Below are 17,430 nucleotides of genomic sequence, written 5' to 3'. Positions count from 1 at the left end.
TTAGTAATTCTTTATTTACCTACCTGGATCTGCTCCAGTAAATGATTGGTAACTTCATCTGATGTTATTCCTTCTGATTCTGCTCTAAAGTTCACAATTACTCTATGACGTAATACAGGAATCGCCACTTGTTTTAAATCTTCTAAGGTAACCGATAATCTTCCTTGTGCCAAGGCTCTGGCCTTCGCAGTTAATATCATCGCTTGCCCAGCTCTAGGTCCTGCTCCCCAGTTCACCCATTCTTTAACATAAGAAACGCTTGTTGTCTCTGGTCTGGTCGCTCTTATTACCTTACTAACAAAAGAGATAAGATCATCACTAATAGGAACCTCTCGGACAAGCTGTTGTAATCGAATAATATCTTCTCCAGAGATCACTTTATTTAACGTTGCTTTTTTTACTCCAGTGGTATTTTTTAAAATGGTGGTTTCATCAGATGCTGTTGGATACCCTATCTTGATATATAACAAGAATCGATCTTGTTGTGCTTCCGGAAGCACAAAAGTTCCTGATTGTTCAATTGGGTTTTGCGTTGCCAGAATAAAAAATGGCTTATCCAACTCGTATGTTTTTCCAGAATACGTCACTTCAAACTCCTGCATTGCTTCTAACAGAGCTGCCTGGGTTTTTGGAGGTGTTCTATTAATTTCATCTGCCAAAATGATATTTGAGAAAATTGGCCCTTTATTAAATTTAAAAAACTTCTTTCCAGTACTATAATCTTCTTCTAATATTTCGGTACCGATAATATCCGAAGGCATTAAGTCTGGCGTAAACTGAATCCTTTTAAACTTGAGGTCTATCGCTTGCGCTAATGTTCGTATCATTAGGGTTTTTGCTAAACCTGGAACACCTTCTAATAATGCATGCCCGCCAGCTAAAAAAGTAATTAATAGCTGTTCAATAGTTTCTTCTTGTCCTGTAATTACCTTAGCGATTTCTTTACGTAAATTCTGTAATTTTTCTGTGAGCGTATCTATCTCTCGTTCTATACTAGCCAACTCTTTATTCATTTACATACATTATTTTAAGACGTCAATGCATACATAACAATGTTAACACCAAATCGTGTATTGTCTATTTTGTACCAACGCTTGTTTCTAAAATCATAATCCCATTCGCATCCATAATCTTTATTACTGTATAAAACCCCTACTCTGCCATTAATTTCTATTGCTTTTAGATAATCATGAACGATATCATCTCCCCATCCATTTAATTCTTGAGAAGTGGTAGGAGGTCCATCTTCAAATTCAAAAAACACTTTATATAACTCATGATTATTTGGTATTTTTTTTAGTGCTTGTGGACCGAAGATATCTGCCATCTGACGCTCAAAAGATTTTGAAAACAAACCATCAATATCATGGTTACAATCATCTGCAAAGACAAAACCTCCATTATTTACGTATTTTTTAAAGTTTTCCCTTTCCTTTTTGGTAAATTGAACAAGCTTATGACCAGAGATATAGCAAAATGGACTTTTAAAAATCTCATCGCTACTTAATGAAATAATCTTCTCCTGTGTATCTACTTTTAAAGTAGTATACTCTACCAATGAGTTCAATAAATTGGAAGGCATTCTTTGATCTACATCCCAATCTCCAGACTCATACTGTAATCTAGTAAAGAAAAACTTAGCACTCAATATTCAACTAACTTAGTACAATAGCAATATAAACTATTACTTATGAAGATGATCTAAAATTAAAGTTAATTAGGATTCAATTACCATAAATACAACAAAATAACAAGATAGTTGCCAAGTATTACTTTGTAATACCTAACAACTATACATATCTGATATTTTATGATATCTTTTATACAGCGTCAGAAAGACTGGTAAAAGTAAAGTCTCTTATTTTCATATAAGGCACCAAATTACCATCTATTCTTACTTGTTTTCCAAGGGTTTCAAGATTATTAAGCATGATAATCGGGCTCTCATTAAACCTAAAATTCTTTACCGGATGTTTGATTTTACCGTTTTCTATATAGAACGTTCCATCTCTGGTAAGACCAGTATATAATAAGGTTTGCGGATCTACACTTCTGATATACCACAATCTGGTTACTAATATTCCTTTTTTAGTTCCTTTGATTAGATCTTCGAGAGAAGCATCTCCTCCTTGCATGATAAATCCATTAGGAAAAGGTACTGGATCTACGCCTCTCTTTTGTGCCCAAAAACGACTATAGGCAAGATTCTTTACCACACCATTTTCTATCCATGTTGTCTTTTTCAAAGGTTGACCAGAACCATTCCAAGTGCCCGTTGGTACATCTGGATTTAATGGATCGGACCAAATATTCACACGTTCATCTACAATTTTCTCTCCTAGTTTGGTTCCACCGCCTTCTTTAGACATAAAACTCCTACCTTCATCTGCAGTACGAGCATTGAATGCAAACGCCATATTTCCTAAAAGACCTACAGAAGCTGCTGGTTCTAAAATAACTGTGTACTTACCAGGTTCTATAGCTTTCGCTTCTTTAGACATAACCGCTTTATCGATCGCTATCTTTGAAGCTTCTGCAGCATTAAATTTGGATACATCATTGTAATCACGTGTTACCCATCCAGATCCTGTACCATCATTACTACGCATCGTTACTGTAAAACTGGCATTTGTGGATTGATTATACGCGAATAAACCATTAGAATTCATCATTGCGCTAAAACCTGATGAATCATTAAAAAAACCGGCTGCAGTTACATTTTTAGCTGCTGCGGGTTCTATACTACTATTAGCTACTTCAGCTCGATAATCTGGTGTAATATCTGCTGTAGCTTTCTGAAAAGTAATAGACTTATCATACGTTTGCGGTCCTAGAGGAGGCATAAATTCTGGATTTTCTGGAGAAAGTTTTGCTAACTCCTCCGCTCTCTTTACTACCTTCTTAAGTGACTCGTCATCAAATTCATCGATTGTTGCTGTCCCTGATTTTTTTCCAAAACTAGATTGCACCACTAATGTTTGATTGGATCTATGTCCTGCAGTGGATACTGTATTTCTTGCATAGCGGATATTCCCACTTTCACTTCCACTTAAATTGATTTCGCAAGTATCTGCAGTAGAAAAGCTTAATGCCTTTTCCATGATCTTCTTTGCTTCTTCTTTCGTATATATTGCCATGATATTTTTATTTGTAATAAGACAGTGATTTAAATTTTTCTACCTGTGTTGATCACATTTACACCATTAAAACGTGTAGTAGAACTTCCATGAGATACAGCACTTATTTGCGAAGGCTGTCCTTTTCCATCAAAGAATGATCCGAACATTCGATAATCATCTTTGTCACATATCTTAGCACAAGAATTCCAGAATTCTTGTGTATTAGATTGGTATGCTACATCATCTAACATACCTACTATCTTTCCATTTTTGATTTCATAAAAAACAGTTCCACCAAATTGGAAATTATATCGTTGCTGATCAATAGAATAAGAACCTCTTCCAGCAATATAAATTCCTTTCTCGACATCCTTAATCATATCATCTATAGAATATTTCTCTTTTCCTGGTTCTAGAGAAACATTTGGCATTCTTTGGAATTGTACATCATTCCAGCTCTGAGAATAACAACATCCATGAGATTCTTTCTGGTCAATCATATGCACTTGATCTCGTATTGCCTGATAATTGGTTAAAATACCATTACGTACCAGATCCCATTTTTTAGTCTTTACTCCTTCATCATCATAGCCTACTGCACCTAGCGAACCCACTTGTGTTTTATCAGCTACCAGATTAACAATTTCGCTACCATATTTAAAGTTCTTTGTTTTCCATTTGTCTAAAGTTGCAAAACTTGTTCCTGCATAATTTGCTTCATAACCAAGTACTCTATCCAATTCTAAAGGGTGCCCAACAGATTCATGAATCGTGAGACCTAAATGATTTGGTTCTAATACCAAATCATATTTACCTGCTTCCACAGATTTAGCTGTTAGTCTTTGTTTAGCTTGCTGTGCAGCTACCGTTGCGTCTTCAACAATATCATAACTATTACGGTATAGATTTAAGCCTTCTGGACCTTTTAATTTTTCAGAAGCCAATCCATCCATATACTCATATCCCATTCCCATAGGAGCACTCATTGCCTGACGTGATTTAAACTTTCCTGTACTTTTATCAATGGCAGTAACGGTAAATGTTGGCCAAATACGATGTACATCCTGATCTATATACGAACCATCTGTAGATGCAAAATACTTCTGCTCATTCACCATAAAAAGCCCAGAATTCACATAGTTTGCACCATTTTTTAAAGCTGCCGCATTTGCAGATAGTAATAAGTCTACCTTTTCGGAAACCGGAACATCTTTAAAATCCTTTTTAATCGGTGTTTTCCAGCTTACTTCTCCATGGGATGCTACGGGTGCTAATTTCACTTCTTCTTTTTGAATTTTAGAATTGGCTTTTGCAATAGCAACTGCTTGATCGGTTGCTTTCTTTATTCCATCTTCATTAACACTATTGGTAGATGCAAATCCCCATGTACCGTTTACAATTACTCTTATACCGATACCAAAAGATTCTGTATTTACTACATTTTGTACTTTATCTTCTCTAGTAAACACATATTGGTTTAAATATCTACCGATTCTAGCATCGGCATAGGTAGCACCTAGCGATTTTGCGGTGTTGAGGGCTACATCAGCCATCCTTTTTTTAATGGCTATATCCATTCCTGGATTAAGTAAGGCCTCTGCCGAAATATCATTTCCTAGTAGTAATGATGGCATCATTAAAGCTCCTGCACCTAATCCTGTGTATTGAATAAAATCTCTACGTTTCATAAACCTCTATTTTGATTGAGTGAATATTAAATTTGATGAATTGATCTTGTAACAATATCTAAGTTCACCAATTACTAGAAGATATTCTTAAAAGATTGTTACAAGACTAACTTCTGTTAGCTTTAAAAGTAGAAAAATTATATCAAACAACCATACCATAAAAACAGGTAAACCCATAACCTTAACGTGTAAAATTCCGCTTATCAAAACAAAGCCACCAAACAAACTAAATACCTGATAAACAATAACATAAAAACCAAAAAAGAATTAAAAAATTCTTATCAAAACTACTCAAACTCAATAAAAAATGCACTTAAATTACATTAGCTTAAATTTTTGTTAAACTTTTGAATTATTCTTTGATAATTATTCAAAACATCGACTTAAGTCATATCATAAACAGTTGTTTTGCAAAAAAATACTGTTCAGGGATATACATAATCATACTAAAAATATGATTGATATCATGATTCTGGTACTCCCAAAGGATATCTATATTATTTGTAATTTCAATTTTTATAATTCGTAATTTTATGGAAAGTTTATTGTCTGATATTTCAAAATGTGATGTTTGTGCTTCTAAATTAGCATTGGGACCGCGGCCCGTGGTTTCTGCAAGCAAGCATAGTAAAATTGTTATTATCGGACAGGCACCTGGTAGAGTTGTTCATAAGTCTGGCATTCCATGGGATGACAAAAGTGGACAAAATCTAAGGAGCTGGATGGGAATTGATAACGATACCTTTTATGATCCGAATGTTGTAGCACTAATTCCAATGGGGTTTTGTTATCCTGGTAAAGGAAAGTCTGGCGATTTACCTCCTACAAAAGAATGTGCTCCTTTATGGCATCCAAAATTATTAACTCAGATGCATAACGTGCAACTTACCCTTTTAATAGGAGCATACTCACAGAATCATTATTTAAGCAATAGATTAAAGAGAACCCTTACCGAGTCTGTTAAAAATTATCAAGAATACTTACCCGATTATTTTATTCTTCCACATCCTTCTCCCAGAAATAATATTTGGCAAGCTAAAAATGAATGGTTTAAGAATGAAGTCCTCCCAACATTACAACAGACAATTCAACAAATCATCAAATCTTAAGAATATATTACTTACAGATACTCTCATTTATTATAAACTTTCTTCTAAATTAATATCTATAAAATCTGATATCATCATATATACATACTAAACCCAATTTTACTTAAATCCGAAGCAAAAAAAAATTATATTTTCCCTTAAATTATAGTTAATTAAAACTTTGATAAAGTCTTTATATACTATCTTTAAAAGAAAAACCTAAACTCTTAGATGATTCATTTAAAATCATTTAAGAACAGTTTTCTAATATTGCTTTAATAGATAAAAGACATGTACCTTGAGTGTCTTTAAATTTCACAAGGAGTTAATCATTAAAAAAAATTACTATGAAAAAAAAGTTATTGAGCTTAGGTAGAGTATTAGACAGAAATCAGCAAAAACGCATCAAAGGTGGTATGCCAGGACCGATAGAAGTCGATGAAATTATACTAGATTCCTGTTCTTACAGACCCTGTATAATAAATTCAAATGATTGCCCAAGTGGTGAAGTTTGTCAAAATTTTACTACTAGAAAAGAATTTGGTGGAGTTGTTTGGTATGAAAGTGAAAATCTTTGTGCTTGCTAAAATTTAAATTAATTATAAATCAGAAGGTTGAACCTTCTGGTTTATAATTATTATTCCTCTATTTATTTTTTACAATGTTCCTTTGAAAAAAATAATTTGTCCATAAAATAAAAAACTGGCGAGTTAAATACCATTTCTGACATAAAATTATTCATTATAAATATCTTTCTTTTATAATATCCATATGCCAAATCTCATGACCAATAATGGTAAATGCTGCTGCTCTTGCCGACATATTCCCTCCATTAGCATTTCCTATAAATTGGAGATTTTGATCAGAAATACTGGCTAATACGGACACCGAATTTTGTCTACATGTGGTATACTCTTCAAGTAACTCATCTAGTTCTTTATTCTTTGCTCCAGAAGGTTTGATATAAATATCTTGATCGAAACCTGCTAATGGAGTTTTATCTCTACGAGCAATTCGAAAACATCGATATATAAACACTCTTTCTGTATCAATCAGATGTTGTAAAATCTCCTTTACTGTCCATTTATCATTATCATATTGATAATTGTACTTATTAATTGGAATTGATTGAAAAAACACAATAATATTTTCCCTTCCTATTTCAAAACCTGCTCGTAAATCTAACCGTGATGACAATTTATCGATATATCTTTTGTAGTAGGGATCATATTCTTGCGTACTTAAGTCTATAGTAGTCATTGTGAATATTTTGATTACAATGATATTATTTATCTGCTTATACCTTGTAGTCCAGTTTTTGAATAACTGCTATTCCAGTTTCGAATGATACACTCTTAAATGAATTAAAAAAATCGGATATATATTAGTTAAGAAATAACAAAATGATTAGAAAGAATTAGGGAAAATAATTCAATACAAAAAGATTAGGAAAGTAAGAAATTTCTCATTAAATTAGTTAAATCGTTAAAATTTATGGTGTGTTTTTTAATGAAATATTCTGTTTTATCAAAAGCTGCATCATTAACATTTATATTCTTATTAATTTCTGTTATTTATATGAGGATGTAAATGCCTATTTTTTTTATATATTTACGCCCGAAAATGTTAAGTTTGGGTACCAAATTTTAGAAAATATAACCTACTGAACATTTTATTTTATACAAAATATCGAGTTATGGAATTAATGGAGAAAGCAAGGGAGTTTGAGAACAGGAGTATGAGCAATATGTCCACTAGTGATAGAGTTGAAGCATCAAGAGAAGCTAAAGATCTTGTCTTAAGTCTTAATGAAATTTATAAGCAAAATAAAGATCCTGAAATAATGGATATGATGAAGATCATTACTGCTAAAAAGCAAAAAATCGAAAAAAGACTTAAAGGTAGACCAGAAATATAAAAGTCTAGTCTACATATCGATTTTTATCCCAGATTTATCTAATAGTATATTTTCCTTCTTAGGAATAGTGAAGTAAAAGGTAGTCCCTTTTCCTTCTTGCGATTCTAGCCATATAGTACCACCGTGAGATTCAATTATCTTTTTACAGTGCGCTAGTCCAATACCTGTGCCTTGATATTGTTCTCTAGAATGTAATCTTTGAAAAATAGCGAATATTCTATCCTGATGTTTTTGAGGTATTCCGATTCCGTTATCCTTTACTGAAAATTCCCAAAATGTTTCTGTCTGACCATTCATTGTTTCGTTCTTAGTAGTCACATTAATATGAATTTCGGGTATCGTCTCTTTATCTGTAAATTTTATACCATTACTAATTAAATTTTGTAATAAGAGTCTTAACTCTATTGGATTCCCGAAGACTACAGGTAATTTTACTGAATGTATTTTTGCGTTTGTTCTTTCTAATACATTTCTAAAGTCCTCTTTAATTTCCTGTAAAATAGTTTCCATACCAGTATCCACGAAATCAGTAGATCGCCCTAATCTGGAGTATTCTAATAATGAATCTATCAGTTTTTTCATTCTAATACTTGCATCACTGATATAATTCAAACTTTCTTTTCCCACCTCATCAAAACTGTCACCATAATCCTCTGATATCAATCCTATAAAACTAGATATCGTATTAAGAGGTTCTTGTAGATCGTGACTAGCGATATATGCAAACTGCTCTAACTCCTTATTTTTAGATTCCAGATCTAAAGATTGTTCATGAATTTCTTTATTCTTCGCTTGTAAAACTTTATTCAACTTCTTTTTATTGAGATAACTTCTATACACAAAGAAACCGCCTATTAGAATTAGAGAAATTAGTGCAATAAGATACCAGTTGATCGTTTTTTGATCCTCAATTTCTCCTCGTTGTCTATCTAAAATACTTTCTTGTTCTTTAATCTGTTTATTCTGCTCCTCTAAATAACGTTGCTTCTCCTCTATTTCGACTACGCTTTGTTTAATTCTTTCTTCTTGAGCTTTGATAAAAGTAACCTGTTCCTGAATATTTTTCTCTAATTCTTTCTCTATCAGAAGCTTCTCTTCATATTTCTTTTCCTGAATTTGATTTTGACTAGACAATTCCTTTATCCATTGATTATTCTCAACAATTTTTTCCTGAATATTATCAAGAGTTTTAGATTGATTTTCAATCTTCTTTTCTTGTTGTTTTAACTGATCATTTTTACTTTTAATTTCTGCTTTCTGCTCTTCATTTTCATTCAAAGCATTCACTAAAGATTGTTCAGTGGATTTAAATAACCCTTTCCATTTTTGTGAAGAAGTTACCGCGTATTGTTTTAACGAAGGTGCGATCACAAACCCTTCTCTTTCTATTCTATTCTCATTGATTTCGTATTCGAAAGAATCTCCAACATTCACCATATTAATCATCGAAGAATTATAAAAATAATCCTCTGAAACTAATAGTATATTTTGTTTAGAAATTTTGCGCAAGATATAAGCTATATCATAATTGTACTTATTATGTACATAAAGCAATTGAATATCTTTAATATTTTTCACAAACTGATATCGAACAACCTCTATTGGTTTTCCAAAAATCTTTCGTTTTTGTGCGATCGCCTTTAAATCTATTACCGTACGGTCAGGACCTAAAACTCCTATTTTAAAAGTTTCTAGTTCTGCTATTTGCGGCCATCCTATTTGTTGGGCAAAATTGTAGATAAAAATCGTTCGCTGTGCTCTTTTTACCTCTTCATTTCCAAGATCTTGTCCTTGCATCCTTTGTATATTACCAAGAAGAAAGAATAATATCAATATACCTATAGTATATCGCCTGCCCAATTTAGTATTAAAAAGATGTTGGTGGAAGATCCTCATTATAACCGTAACAATAATCGAAGATAGTAATTCGCGCCATTAACTCCGAATTGTTGCACTCTTCTGCTGTAAACAAAATTACCATCACTCGTATTTGCTGAATGTGTATGCTCATCTGGATACACATTAAAAATATTATTCCCGCCTATGGTACATTTAACGTAATCATTAAATTGATAGGAAACTGCTAGATCTGTAGTTAGTTTAGGAGAAAAGGTTTGGTCACGCGATTCTACTACTCCAGTAAATTCATTTAGCACCCAATTTGCAGCGTCTCCATCATCAGGATGTACAAATTCCACTTCGCCAAATAAAGAATTCATCATCTGTAATCTGAATTTATCAAATTCGTAGGATATTCCAGAGTTAATTTTATAATTAGGTTGAGAAGATTCTACTCTTGCAATTTCCTCTCTATTAAACAAGACATTCTCCTGTCCAATAAGCGATGGAGATACTTTAATGCCTCCTTTTACTTTTGTACTCGTAACATTTGCTCCCAGCGATGCGTTTAATTCACCCGTACCGAGTATAGTTTTGTAAGCGACCGCAAAATCACCACCAGAAGTTCTGGAATCAATTGCATTGGTAAAAAACTGTGCCGCACCAACTCCAAAAGGTTCTAATATCGTTTCATATCCTTCAGCAAATCTACCAGAAAGAACAATTCTATCATTTATATTAATTAAATAATAGTCAAAAGCGAAGGTGAATTTATCATTTAGCTTTCCACTAATACCAGCACTAAAGTGTGTTGATAGTTCTGGTTTTAAACGTCCAATCTGGAATGCTTCGGCAGTAACTGCACTTTCATTATTAAAAGTTCCTACCTGTATGCTCTCGCCATTTACAAATTGAGTACTTATATTTTGAAAAAACACCTGATGTAAAGAAGGTGCTCTAAAACCAGTAGAAAAACCAGCTCTTACACTGATATCGTCCTTTACTATATAACGTCCAGAGAGTTTCCAAATACCTTGACCACCAAAATCATTATACGCTTCATACCGTCCTGCTGCTTTTACCAATAACTTTTCCGAAATATTGGTTTCGACGTCTAAATACGCTGAACTATTGGTTCTAAAACGATTTAATTCGTTTTCTGGTCGAAACCCTGGAAAAACTTGTGCTCCTACTGCTCTTGGGAGTTCTTGACCAGAAGTATCAAAATAGGTGCTACCTCCATCTACATAGGACGCTTCTTCTCCTGCTATGATCTGATAATTCTCCACTCGTAACTCTGCTCCAAAAGCGATACTTACTCCACTTAACCAATCAAAAGATTTAGATAAATCTAAATTTGTGGTATTCTGCTGGTATTCAAATCCACCAGCATAAAATGTTCTTGGCGAGGCTACACCGAGAGAAGCATTATTAGAGTTATTTACTGTATAGTCTAAATGATTGATCCCTATTGAGTGACTAAAATCAATATTCCATCCATTCTTAATACCTTTAATTCCTCCGGCAATTACATCGTCTCTAATATCTGTTAATATCTGAGGTGAAAAACCATTAGGAAATAGCTCTGGCACTACTCTATCCTGATCTTTTGGGAAACGATAAAATCCAGCGGACATTCCTTCTCTGTAATTTCTACCTCCTTGTAAGTAAAAGGTAGCATTATCAGACATTTTTATCTCTCCGTTAATTCCTAAAGCCAAGTTTTGAGTCTCTGCGCTTCCTATTTCCATGACACGGCGATCATCATAACCTGTTTGACTAAAGAAATTATTCTCCTGAATTAATCTTTCATCCTCAACAGCATCATCGGTATAAACTGTCCCTGTGTAATCACCAGCTCTATTTACCGATTCTCGATTCCTATATTCTGCCGTTACGTTCACAAACCCTTCTTCACCAATTTTCAACCCAAAATTGGCTGATGAATATGTAGTAAAGCCATCTCCCTCTGTTGTGATTCCTACTCTATTATCCACCTGTATTACCTCCGTCTGTTTTTTCAGTATGATATTAATTACACCTGCAATTGCATCCGATCCATACTGAGAAGTAGCGCCATCTCTAAGAATTTCTATTCGCTCAATAGCAGAAATTGGTATTGCGTTAAAATCTGTTCCCACGGTACCTCTACCTACGGTACCATTTACATTTAGTAATGAGCTATTATGCCTTCGCTTTCCATTAATAAGCACTAACACCTGATCTGGTCCTAATCCTCTTAATGTGGCAGGATCAATATGATCCGTTCCATCCGCAATGGTTTGGTGCGTAGAGTGAAAAGAAGGTACTAAATAATGTAAAATATGGCTTAGCTCTATTTGGGAGGCGTTTGTAATTTCCTGAGGAGATATAATATCTACCGGAGCAGTAGTTTTTAATGAAGATCTAGGTTTGGCTCTGGATCCAACGGCAATGGGTTGGTCTATAGAAAAACCAGTTTCCAATATAAAGTCTACGGTTGCCGTTTCTCCTACCTTAACCGTAACAGTTTTAGAAATGGAAGTATACATAACAAAAGCTGCTGTTAGCACATATTCTCCTTCATCTACATCAAAGCTATAACTTCCATTTACATCTGTAGTTGTAACTTTATTTGTTCCTTCGATACTAATTTTTGCTCCAGGCAAACTACCAAATTGATCAGATACATTACCTGATATAACTCCTCTGGACTGAGCAACAACATTTCCTATAGTACTAAAAAAGAATAACAAAGCGATACAGGCTACATATTGTAATCTGACCATAAGGGGGTAATTTTAGTTTAATTCCTATTTAAAGAATGTATTTGCGTTCTATTTATGTCTGAAAGATAAAAAAATTAACGTGAAATCTTTTAAAAAGTACAACAAACACAAGTATATCTTTATGATTGTAGTAAAGCAAATTCTTCTTGATAATGCTTTCTCATAATATCATCCATAACAATCCTAGAAAGCATCTTACCCTGAAATTCTTTAATCTGTGGAAAAGACAGTATCCTATCCTTATCCTCATTTGATAAAGGTGCTCCTATCATTAAAACGATAATGGTATTTTCTAAGGCATTGTTCAAATTTTTAAATTCTTCTAAAAATTCCCATCCATTCATAACAGGCATATTAATATCTAAAAATATGATATCGGGAACTACTCCTGATTTAATGATAGTTAATGCTTCCAAACCATTTTTTGCAACTAATATCTCATCGATATATCCTGTTTTGGAAAGTATGGTTTTATTAAAAAAAGTTGTAGCATCACTATCATCTACTAGGAGAACCGTTCTTATTTTTTTCATAACTGTGGGGTGTTAAAAAAATGTTTATTGATTACACTATTTAATATGGGTAACGATAACGGTTTATTAATTAAATCTGTAACTAGATCGTTGGATTTTGATTTTTCAATATCTCTATGATCTGAGGAGGTAGTAAGTATGATTACGGTAATATCGTTGGTTAAACTAGGGTTTAGTCCTTCATATTCTATAAGAAACTCCCATCCGTTCATGGCTGGCATATTCAGATCTAAAAAAATTAGCTTAGGTTTTATCGCATTACCTTTTTCGACCTCTGACAAGTATTCTAAAGCAGCCTTTCCACTTTGTTTGATGAGTATTTTATCAAAGCTTTTATGCTTAGCCAAAACGATACTATTAAAGAAGTTAGTAGCCTTACTATCATCTATTAATAATACACAGTCAACAACATTATTCATAATATATCTTTGTTGGTTGGCGCAAAAGAAATAGATACAGCGTTAGAAAGGTGTATTTACCTGAGAATCAATCTAAATTTATAGACAAAATACAACTAAACACGATAAAGTGCATTAAATATTTAGAATTGAATATAATTTGTACGGTTTTATTAGAGTTTTGAGGATACTTCTTGTGCAAAATATTTCTGAATAATTTCTTCTAAGACTTTCTTAGATAACATTTTATCCCTGAACTCTACCACTTGAGGAAAAGATAAAAGTTTTTCTCGTTCTTCTTTCCCTATTTCTACCCCAAGCATGACAATAATTTTTGAATTCTGGAATGGATTCGAATGATGATGATAAGCATCTAAAAACTCCCATCCGTTCATGACGGGCATATTTAAGTCTAAAAAAATTAGTTCCGGAGCACTATTTGATTGGAGACTCTCTAACGCCTCTTTTCCGTTATAAGCAACAGCAATTTCTTCTACGACTTCCGTTTTTAAAATAATCGTTTTATTAAAAAATGTTGTTGCTTTGCTATCGTCAATTAAAAGAAAACGTTTCAACTTTCTCATAAGCTCCTAAAATAATCCACAAAATAAGTAATTCAATTTACTTATCTGCAGGAACGGTATTATTTGAGAAATGTTTTTTGATCACATTATCTAACAAATCCAATGATAGCGGTTTATTGATAAAATCATCTACAGAATGATTTTTTATAGACTCGTTAACATCATCCGGGTTAGAAGACGTAGATAACAAAATAACTTTTATACCTTCGGTAAGGCTTTTTTTCAACTTAGCAAATTCTATTAAAAACTCCCACCCATTCATCGCAGGCATATTAATATCCAAAAAGATAAGATCTGGTTTTATTGCCAATTCATTTTCCACATTAGCGAGATATTCCAGCGCAGCTTTCCCACTCTGCACCGTATTTACATTATCAAAACTATTGTGCTTAGTAACTACTCGTTCATTAAAGAAGTTAATGGCTCTATCATCATCGATTAAGAGCACACAAGTGATTGATTTCCCCATAAGACTTTCCAATTACACCCAAAAAAAGTAAACTTATTTGACATATGCACCATAAAATCAGACTTTTCGAATGAGTTTTCGTTCAAAAACATCATTTAAACGACAAAATAACTTTAAATGTTTTTCCGTAAATAAATTACGGCTACAAAACACTAAAAAAATCGATTCTATCAAAATTGAGAAGGGTTTAACAAACTACTAATAAAATTAAATGTAAATTTGATATTATTCCTAGGGGCTACACGAAAAATATTTGTAAGGGATTTATGCTTAATAAAATAAAAAACAGGTGCAAAGGCACCTCGCTTCAATATTCGATATTTACCAATACTTCGGAGATTCCTGCTAATGAATGGAATGTTATAAATGAGCAACATAATCTGTTTTTATCTTTATCATATCTTCGAACTTTAGAAAATACCCTAGCAGACACCATCGATTTTCGTTATGTTATTTTTTATCGGAAAGACGAGGCCGTGGGTATTGCTGTAAATCAATTGATAAAATTTAATCCTCAGAATCTAAAACTACAAGAGTTCCCTTGTCGCATTAGTGATACTATTAAAAATACTCTAATGAAGGGTATGGATGTTCGCGTACTCATTTGCGGTAATTTATTTTCTTGTGGAGAACATGGTTTTGTGTATTCCGATAAAGTTACGGATCGGGAAGCTTTCGAAAATTTATCAGAAGCGCTTAAAGAAATACGAAAAACCGAAAAAGCCGACAAGCCTTCTTTCATTTTACTAAAAGAATTCTGGCCTTCTTCTTTTACTAAGAGTGATTACATCAAAAAACAAGATTTTAGAGAGTTTAGTATAGATGTGAATATGGTATTAGAGGTTCAAAGAGATTGGGGTAGTTTTGATGATTACTTAGCTAGCATGAAAACAAAGTTTAGAACCAGAGCAAAAAAAGTATTTAAAAAATCAAAGGAACTAGTTGTCAAAGATTTTACTACCGATGACGTTGAAATACACAAAGAAATTATTGATGCTTTATACCTTTCGGTTTTAGATAAAGCGGATTTTAAAATAGGGAAATTGAATGCAATTACGTTTAAGAACTTAAAAGAAACTCTTAAAGATGCATTCGTTTTTAAAGGATATTTTCTTGAAGGTTCTCTCGTTGGTTTTACAACCGCTTTTATACTGAATAATATCGTGGAAGCTAATCATATAGGAATTGATTATTCTTACAATAAGTCCCATGATATCTACCAGAGAATGCTATATGATTATGTTGATCTTGCCATTAGTCGAAAGGTTAGCGAATTAAGATTAGGAAGAACTGCCGAAATTATCAAAAGCTCTGTTGGAGCTAAACCTGTGGAAATGAAATTGTATGCACGGCATGGAAATTCCCTTTCTAATCAATTAATAAAACCGTTGATAGAACTTATTTCTCCCAGTGAATATGAAATTCGTAATCCTTTTAAGTTACAGTTAGGATAATATGGATTCATTAACCCAAATTGTATTAGGAGCCGCCGTTGGTGAAGCTGCTATTGGTAAAAAAGTTGGTAATAAGGCCATGTTATGGGGTGCTATTGCAGGAACTATTCCTGATTTAGATGTAATGGCTAAATGGTTTTTTGATCCCGTAACTGCCAATGAGCTGCATAGAGGTTTTTCCCATTCAATACTCTTTAGCGTTCTGATGGCTCCAATACTCGGGTGGCTTGTGAGTAAAATTCACAGAAACAAAGAAGCTGATTGGAAAGACTGGACGAAGCTCATGTTTTTAGGGCTCTTTACACATCCGATACTCGATGCTTTTACTACTTGGGGAACACAATTATTCTGGCCATTTGGTAACAGATTGGCTTTTAATAATATTTTTGTTGTTGATCCACTATATACAGTCCCCTTTCTCATATTTGTAATCATTGCGATGTTTTACAAACGAACGAATCCCAAAAGGAGACGTTTTAATAATATTGGGTTATACATAAGCTCCACATATCTTTTACTTACCTTGGTTTTGCAAAAAGGAGCCCGTTCCAATTTTATTACCAATTTGGAGAATCAGCATATTCAATATCAAGAAATACAAACTCGTCCTACACCGCTTAATAGTATTTTATGGACTGCCAATATAAAAACAGATAATTCCTTTCTTATCGGATATTATTCCTATTTCGATGAACCTGATGTTATTAATTTTTTAGAGTTTCCTCAAAATCATCATTTATTAGGTGAAATGAAAGACGATCCACTTGTACAACGTCTCATAAAGTTATCTCATGGCTGGTACACCATAGAAAAAACTGAGAACAACATATATTTTAATGATCTTAGATTTGGTTTGTTAGGGTTAGGAAAAAGTGCAAAGCGCTTTGTTTTTAGCTACGAGCTTTTTTACGATACTTCCGGAAAATTGCAAGCCAAGGAGCGAGAGCGAGATATGCAAGAAGCTGGTCCAATGTTAGAAAAACTGTTTGCTCGAGTATTTGGAAATAAATCATAAAAAAAGGGATCGGTATTTGATCCCTTTTTTATGATTTTATATATATGCTTACATTAAGCAAACTGACAAATAACGCCTCCCATTAATGCTAAACATACCGTCCAGTAACCTACATTAATAGCAATATATTTAAAGCCCTTTCTCTCGAACATTGCATTGGTTCCTAAAATTGGTAACGCTACTAATATTCCCATCATGGTTCCATGTAAAGCGCCATGTTTAAAGGTTCTGAAATTATCTCCATGATCCGCCATAAAATCTTGAGCATATTTGTATGCTTCTGTTCCTTCTACTAGAACATCAGGATTCTCCATAAGAACTTGAAAAACACCGAACTGGTGAATTACATACGTTTGTACAAAACTTGCAAGAAAAAAACTGAGTACGTAGCTAAGGATAAAAATTAACGCCATATTGCCTCCTTTAAGATCTTCTTCGGTAAAACCGCAAACATTCATCCATGCAGTTCCGAAAACCTTTGGGTTATACCATATAAATCCTAATACCATAGGGATAAGCGCGGCAAGTGCCGTAATCACTAAATTAAATTCCATATT

17 protein-coding genes are annotated in these 17,430 nt (G+C 33.3%); 5 read left to right on the top strand and 12 right to left on the bottom strand.

Annotated elements, in window-relative coordinates; genetic code table 11:
- Nucleotides 1-11: 11 nt before the first annotated feature.
- The 4 genes from ABD077_RS20590 to ABD077_RS20575 all read right to left on the bottom strand — a co-directional run bounded on the left by ABD077_RS20590 (nucleotide 12) and on the right by ABD077_RS20575 (nucleotide 4,807).
- Nucleotides 12-1,013, bottom strand: coding sequence for an AAA family ATPase (locus ABD077_RS20590; protein WP_343914109.1), 1,002 nt, complete (start codon nucleotides 1,011-1,013; stop codon nucleotides 12-14).
- Nucleotides 1,014-1,027: 14 nt separating this feature from the next.
- Nucleotides 1,028-1,648, bottom strand: coding sequence for a DUF4159 domain-containing protein (locus ABD077_RS20585; RefSeq protein ID WP_343914108.1), 621 nt, complete (start codon nucleotides 1,646-1,648; stop codon nucleotides 1,028-1,030).
- A 172-nt stretch (nucleotides 1,649-1,820) separates the two neighbouring features.
- Nucleotides 1,821-3,137: a TldD/PmbA family protein gene (locus ABD077_RS20580; RefSeq protein ID WP_343914107.1), complete on the bottom strand. Its 1,317-nt coding sequence runs from the start codon at nucleotides 3,135-3,137 to the stop codon at nucleotides 1,821-1,823.
- A 29-nt stretch (nucleotides 3,138-3,166) separates the two neighbouring features.
- Complete coding sequence (locus ABD077_RS20575; protein WP_299899364.1) at nucleotides 3,167-4,807, bottom strand: TldD/PmbA family protein; 1,641 nt, start codon at nucleotides 4,805-4,807, stop codon at nucleotides 3,167-3,169.
- 533 nt (nucleotides 4,808-5,340) lie between these two features.
- Here ABD077_RS20575 and ABD077_RS20570 point away from each other — a divergent pair.
- Nucleotides 5,341-5,916 (top strand): uracil-DNA glycosylase family protein, encoded by a 576-nt coding sequence (locus ABD077_RS20570; protein WP_343914106.1) that lies wholly within the window; start codon nucleotides 5,341-5,343, stop codon nucleotides 5,914-5,916.
- A 326-nt stretch (nucleotides 5,917-6,242) separates the two neighbouring features.
- Nucleotides 6,243-6,482 (top strand): hypothetical protein, encoded by a 240-nt coding sequence (locus tag ABD077_RS20565; RefSeq protein WP_343914105.1) that lies wholly within the window; start codon nucleotides 6,243-6,245, stop codon nucleotides 6,480-6,482.
- 154 nt (nucleotides 6,483-6,636) lie between these two features.
- Here ABD077_RS20565 and ABD077_RS20560 read toward each other — a convergent pair whose 3' ends face one another.
- The gene (locus tag ABD077_RS20560) at nucleotides 6,637-7,155 is read right to left on the bottom strand and encodes a DinB family protein (protein ID WP_343914104.1); all 519 of its coding nucleotides are present in this window, start codon (nucleotides 7,153-7,155) and stop codon (nucleotides 6,637-6,639) included.
- 436 nt (nucleotides 7,156-7,591) lie between these two features.
- Between ABD077_RS20560 and ABD077_RS20555 the strand changes: the two genes are divergently transcribed.
- The gene (locus tag ABD077_RS20555) at nucleotides 7,592-7,813 is read left to right on the top strand and encodes a hypothetical protein (RefSeq protein ID WP_219009713.1); all 222 of its coding nucleotides are present in this window, start codon (nucleotides 7,592-7,594) and stop codon (nucleotides 7,811-7,813) included.
- 9 nt (nucleotides 7,814-7,822) lie between these two features.
- On the opposite strand, the gene ABD077_RS20550 is transcribed toward ABD077_RS20555, so the two are convergent.
- The 6 genes from ABD077_RS20550 to ABD077_RS20525 form a co-directional block, all read right to left on the bottom strand.
- Nucleotides 7,823-9,610, bottom strand: coding sequence for a YfiR/HmsC family protein (locus ABD077_RS20550; protein ID WP_343914103.1), 1,788 nt, complete (start codon nucleotides 9,608-9,610; stop codon nucleotides 7,823-7,825).
- Between the two features lie 98 nt (nucleotides 9,611-9,708).
- On the bottom strand, nucleotides 9,709-12,420 hold the full coding sequence (locus tag ABD077_RS20545) for a TonB-dependent receptor (RefSeq protein WP_343914102.1): 2,712 nt from the start codon (nucleotides 12,418-12,420) through the stop codon (nucleotides 9,709-9,711).
- A gap of 119 nt (nucleotides 12,421-12,539) precedes the next feature.
- Nucleotides 12,540-12,953: a response regulator gene (locus tag ABD077_RS20540; protein ID WP_343914101.1), complete on the bottom strand. Its 414-nt coding sequence runs from the start codon at nucleotides 12,951-12,953 to the stop codon at nucleotides 12,540-12,542.
- Nucleotides 12,950-13,372, bottom strand: coding sequence for a response regulator (locus tag ABD077_RS20535; protein WP_343914100.1), 423 nt, complete (start codon nucleotides 13,370-13,372; stop codon nucleotides 12,950-12,952). The genes ABD077_RS20540 and ABD077_RS20535 overlap by 4 nt, the downstream gene beginning before the upstream one ends.
- A 152-nt stretch (nucleotides 13,373-13,524) precedes the next feature.
- Complete coding sequence (locus ABD077_RS20530; protein ID WP_343914099.1) at nucleotides 13,525-13,935, bottom strand: response regulator; 411 nt, start codon at nucleotides 13,933-13,935, stop codon at nucleotides 13,525-13,527.
- Between the two features lie 37 nt (nucleotides 13,936-13,972).
- Nucleotides 13,973-14,404: a response regulator gene (locus ABD077_RS20525; protein WP_299607440.1), complete on the bottom strand. Its 432-nt coding sequence runs from the start codon at nucleotides 14,402-14,404 to the stop codon at nucleotides 13,973-13,975.
- 266 nt (nucleotides 14,405-14,670) lie between these two features.
- Between ABD077_RS20525 and ABD077_RS20520 the strand changes: the two genes are divergently transcribed.
- Complete coding sequence (locus tag ABD077_RS20520) at nucleotides 14,671-15,858, top strand: hypothetical protein (RefSeq protein WP_343914098.1); 1,188 nt, start codon at nucleotides 14,671-14,673, stop codon at nucleotides 15,856-15,858.
- 1 nt (nucleotide 15,859) lies between these two features.
- A complete protein-coding gene (locus tag ABD077_RS20515) occupies nucleotides 15,860-16,873 on the top strand; it encodes a metal-dependent hydrolase (protein ID WP_343914097.1) in 1,014 nt (337 codons plus the stop codon).
- Nucleotides 16,874-16,926: 53 nt separating this feature from the next.
- On the opposite strand, the gene ABD077_RS20510 is transcribed toward ABD077_RS20515, so the two are convergent.
- Entirely contained in the window at nucleotides 16,927-17,427 is a 501-nt protein-coding gene (locus ABD077_RS20510; protein ID WP_343914096.1) for a DUF1761 domain-containing protein, read from the bottom strand.
- Between the last annotated feature and the right edge of the window lie 3 nt (nucleotides 17,428-17,430).

The sequence above is a fragment of the Aquimarina litoralis genome, from assembly GCF_039523995.1.
In the GTDB taxonomy this organism is placed as follows: Bacteria; Bacteroidota; Bacteroidia; order Flavobacteriales; family Flavobacteriaceae; genus Aquimarina; species Aquimarina litoralis.
This window is presented reverse-complemented; position numbering and strand designations above follow the sequence as displayed.